The sequence below is a fragment of the Vibrio sp. 10N.261.52.A1 genome (assembly GCF_002876325.1).
GTDB classification, from domain to species: Bacteria; Pseudomonadota; Gammaproteobacteria; order Enterobacterales; family Vibrionaceae; genus Vibrio; species Vibrio chagasii.
The window spans coordinates 1-3,387 of sequence record NZ_MCYD01000815.1 but is presented as its reverse complement, the minus strand read 5'-3'; the positions used below and the strand labels follow the sequence as shown (position 1 = coordinate 3,387).

Here is a 3,387-nt window from a genome sequence, read left to right as displayed (position 1 = left end):
GTATTACTAATCATCTCGAACTTGATATTAAGATATTGCTTCTTGATTGGCTCTTGCTCTTGATACCAATCCGAAGAAACCGAATCGTATTTTTCTTTTAGATAATCCTGACAAGGCTTCTCTTCCGAACGGTAAGTTAAGCAATTCTTCGAAAGAACCAACTGAAATAGGTATAGGGAGTCATGGTATTGAGGATCCACTTGGTCATAGAACACCGTTTGAACAACCGACGAGTGATTAACGTCTTGTGCAAAAGAAGTATTCGACAAAAGCGCGCCCATTAATACGAACGGCAAAGCCTTAGATATTTTCATGTATTTTTATTCTCGCTGAGATTTTATGTTTCGCCGCTAATAATAAAAATAACAATAAAAATAACAATCGAACCTAGTGATAAAACAATCAAAAAGATATGAAAAGCCGCCCCCTCGCCCCTGTTAATGGTAAAAATATATTTATGTGTTCACATGTTAAGATAAGTGATTAAAAGTAAAATAGCCCCAACGCAAAAAAGCTATAGCTAACAAGTCATTGGTTAAAATGCTCTCAACTACTCACCTTAGTCCTTCTTTATGCTCCCTAAACTTCAGCTAAAATCATGTTAGAGGTCCATTAAAGACCGATCTTTATCGTCCCTTTATAGATATGGCTTTACACGCCCTATTGAACCCTTACAATGTGCAGCAACTATATTTATCACGGTTTATCTCTATGTCTATTCAATGGTTTCCGGGTCACCCATATTGAAATCTCACAGCTTACCAGAAAATCTTTTTAAAACTTTAAAATCATCAACTTAACCAACAATTCAATTCCAGAAAGTCCCACCACGTTTTATTGAAAACCATCACTTTGGTACCCCACCTGGTACCCCACCAGATTATATTGCTATACAATGGTCTCTACTCGCCCATCTATGTGATTATGATTATGGCTAAACGGATTACAGATACATCAATCAAAGCACTCGTTATCAAGGACAAGGAATATACCTACACTGTTGAAGAGGGCTTACAACTTCGCATTCGCCCTAAACGCTCCCCTTCCGGAAAAGGAACAAAAGCCTGGCAGTTTAAGTATCGTCACCCTGTAACACGAAAAGTAACTAAAATTTCAATGGGAACCTATCCTTCTTTAGGTCTGGCTGCCGCCAAATTAGAAGCAGCAGAATATCGCAAACAAATTGCGTTAGGTTTAGATCCTAAGCGCCTCAAAGAAGATAAGAGAATTGAAGAGCTGCGTAAGCACAACGATAACTTTCTCTCAGTTGCAACGATGTGGTTTGAAAGAAAACGTAAGTCTGTTAGTCCCTTTCATGCAGAACGAACCTGGAGAACGTTGGAAAAATACGTATTCGATCATTTAGGCTCACTCCCCATAAGTGAGATCACTCGGCGTGACGCCATTCAGACGCTACGGCCACTTGAAAGCGATGGTAAACTCTCAACGATTAAAAGAATTTGCCAAAGCCTAAACCAAATCATGGAATACGCTGTCGCAAGCGATGTCATAGCCGCTAACCCTCTTACAAAAATGATTAATTCATTTGAGAAACATCAAGTTGAAAACATGCCTACCATTCGTCCTGAACTATTAGGCGACTTTTTATCTCGATTGGAGCAAAATGAAAACATCCAAGATAAAACCAAACTACTTCTACTTTGGCAGTTGCACACTATCGCACGTCCAAAAGAAGCGGCAAGAACACGCTGGAAAGACATAGATTTAAAAAACCGATGCTGGACTATACCTGCTGAAGAAATGAAGCGTAGACGTGAACACAGAGTCCCTCTAACTGAACAGGCGATTACTGTTCTTGAACGAATCAGAATTCAAAGTGACGGTAAAGAGTTCGTCTTCCCTGGTGAACGAGACCCACAGAGTCATATAAGCATCTACACAGCCAATGCTGCTTTGAAGCGCAGCTTAGGGTTTAAAGATGAACTCGTTGCACACGGATTAAGGGCGATTGCATCAACCGCCCTACACGAGCAAGGCTTTGATACACTGCATATTGAAGCTTGCCTATCGCACATGGACAAAAATACGACAAGAGCGAGCTATAACCGCTCCGACTTTTTTGAACAAAGGAAAAAAATCATGAACTGGTGGAGTAAATTTATAATGGAAGCAAATAACAATCACTAAACAACGAAAAAGATAATAGTGGCGAACACTTATCGATAGGCACTAGCCGCTGTCAGCGCACATTTAAATAGCCGATATTGACTGAAAATTACCTTGAAAAACTCCGCTATCGACCACACCATAAGACGCTAACGCGAGCGAGGCACTTTACAGAGTCGAGAAAATAGCCAAAGCCAATCGTCTTACGCTTAACAATATGGTTAAGTGTAAGAAAGAGCTGGCGAAAGCGGGCAATATATCATGCCTTGAAACTTTAAACACTGCAGTATCGCACTAATGGCGCTTACGGCACTTCAACCGATGTAAGCCCCCTTAGTTTGATGAGACGCTTACTAAACCGAAAAGCCCAAGCAGAAATACTTAGGCATCAGAATATGATGGGAGGGAGACAGCACACTTAGAACAATAAACATTTGATTTTTTATGAAATATTAATAGTGAATACCAAAAAGTATTACCATAGGTATTACTTTTAAACAAAAATCACTCACATGGCATAAAATCGGAACAGATAGGAAAATACCAGTGCCGTTTCTACATGCTATATGGTTACTAACCTGCTTACGTTTTTCAAATGACATTAGTTGTGAATAGAATTTTTTTAACGTTTCAATTTCCATCACTGACTTTTCAGTATGAAGCATAGCATGGCAATTAGGACAAACTGGGATTTAATCGTTAATCATTGCCAAATCGACTTAATGGTGTACATGAATAAAACCCTTGCCTATCTCATCATATTTGCATTCAAAGTTGAGGTCATAGACTTGGGAAATGGTACCATGCTTCGCTATGCAAGCCTCTCTAGCTTTTGGGTTACGCTCATATGCATTAATGGTAACTTGCTTGCCCGCTCCTTCGGTCAATTCTGAAAGTTGACTAGAGACTTCATCAGGGCAAATAGGACTTACGGCTTGTTGAGCCAGTTTGGCTCTATATGAGTCCACCAGCGCTCTTACTTCTATATTCTTAGTTTTTTATTTAGACCATCGATATTCAGGTGTAGTTCAGCGGACTTCATTACCTGTTCAAATTCAGAGGGAGAAGGACTTTATAGAAACGAGAAAAAAAATTTCATAAGACAAAGCGCTCATTACACGCTTGTATAATTTATCTTCACTGAACGCGCATGTAATTAGTGGCAGATGCCTGATTCATATCCAATGAGCCAACCAACTGTTCTAGTGTTTCCGCTAGCGAGACTTTTGTAATACAAATAAGCAGGCCAGATCATAAACC

General features: G+C 39.6%; 1 protein-coding gene and 1 pseudogene. One reads left to right on the top strand and one right to left on the bottom strand.

Going from position 1 to position 3,387, the window contains the following annotated elements; genetic code table 11:
* A pseudogene (locus BCT81_RS17045) lies at positions 1-314 on the bottom strand (hypothetical protein); the annotation flags it as partial.
* A gap of 616 nt (positions 315-930) precedes the next feature.
* Here BCT81_RS17045 and BCT81_RS17040 point away from each other — a divergent pair.
* A complete protein-coding gene (locus BCT81_RS17040) occupies positions 931-2,148 on the top strand; it encodes a tyrosine-type recombinase/integrase (protein WP_102425218.1) in 1,218 nt (405 codons plus the stop codon).
* Positions 2,149-3,387 lie beyond the last annotated feature (1,239 nt).

Excerpts from the sequence above, each read along its gene's own strand:
- BCT81_RS17040 (WP_102425218.1), top strand. The coding sequence starts at position 931 with ATGGCTAAACGGATTACAGATACATCAATCAAAGCACTCGTTATCAAG.